The sequence below is a fragment of the Rhodomicrobium sp. Az07 genome (assembly GCF_018619475.1).
In the GTDB taxonomy this organism is placed as follows: Bacteria; Pseudomonadota; Alphaproteobacteria; order Rhizobiales; family Rhodomicrobiaceae; genus Rhodomicrobium.
Genome location: NZ_JAHFZG010000057.1, coordinates 1 through 401, shown reverse-complemented (window position 1 = coordinate 401; position 401 = coordinate 1). Strand labels below are relative to the sequence as shown.

The window sequence follows — 401 nt, the reverse complement described above, 5'->3', positions numbered from 1 at the left end:
CGGCTTTTTTTTTCCGTTGGCCGCGTGCTGATGGACGCGGATCGACGACGAGTCGATCATCTGGATGTCGCCGTCGTAAGCCTTTGAAATCGCGTCGAGAAGCCGGTCCCATACGCCCGCCTTGCGCCAGCGGTTGAAGCGGTTCACGCAGGTGGTATGCGGGCCATATCGGGCCGGAATGTCGGCCCACGGCGCGCCCGTCCGCAGACGCCAGAAGATGCCGTTCAGCACCCGCCGGTCGTCCACACGCGGAACCCCGCGCGGCTTGTTCGGAAGCAAAGGCTGGATCACAGACCACTCGAAATCCGTCAGATCGAAGCGCGCCATGAGAAACTCCCTCGTTTGGGAGTTTGAATCACAGCGCGCCCGATTCGGGAATCCCTTTATGGGTTTATCACCTA

At 60.8% G+C, this 401-nt stretch carries 1 protein-coding gene; it reads right to left on the bottom strand.

Translation table 11 applies throughout. From position 1 onward, the window contains the following. A partial coding sequence (locus tag KKP04_RS15315; RefSeq protein WP_215033555.1) for an IS5 family transposase occupies positions 1–327 on the bottom strand: 327 nt, incomplete at its 3' end. Positions 328–401 lie beyond the last annotated feature (74 nt).